At 65.8% G+C, this 418-nt stretch carries 1 protein-coding gene; it reads left to right on the top strand.

The window, feature by feature from the left end; all coding sequences use genetic code 11:
• Window positions 1-418: class II glutamine amidotransferase (locus I6F21_RS38125; RefSeq protein WP_225184435.1), on the top strand; the 418-nt coding region annotated here is incomplete at both ends.

The following is a 418-nucleotide window of genomic DNA, read 5'->3' as shown; positions in this document are numbered from 1 at the left end:
GGCTGGTACGGCCGCTACTCTGAGGTGCCCTTCCGATACCGCTGCCTGCACCCCGCGTGGAACGACACCAACCTGCGTGAAGCCGCCCGCGCCATCCGCTCGTCGATGTTCATCGCGCACGTGCGCGCGGCCACCGACACCCCGGCGCAAGAGACCAATTGCCATCCGTTCCGCTACGGCCGGTGGCTTTTTGCGCACAACGGGTTGATCCGCGAATACCCGTTGCTCCGCCGCGCGCTGATGATGGAAGTGGCGCCCGAACTGTTCCGCTGGATCGAAGGTTCGACCGACTCCGAGATCATGTTTTTCCTGGCGCTGTCGTTCGGGCTCGACCGCGACCCGCGCGGCGCGCTCGAACAGATGGTCGGGCTGATCGAAGACATCGGCCGCCGCCACGGCGTCGAATACCCGCTGAACA

It is taken from the genome of Bradyrhizobium sp. NBAIM03 (genome assembly GCF_020194055.1).
Taxonomy (GTDB): Bacteria; Pseudomonadota; Alphaproteobacteria; order Rhizobiales; family Xanthobacteraceae; genus Bradyrhizobium; species Bradyrhizobium yuanmingense.
Note: the sequence above shows the minus strand (reverse complement) of the source record. Positions and strands in the feature narration are given on the sequence as shown.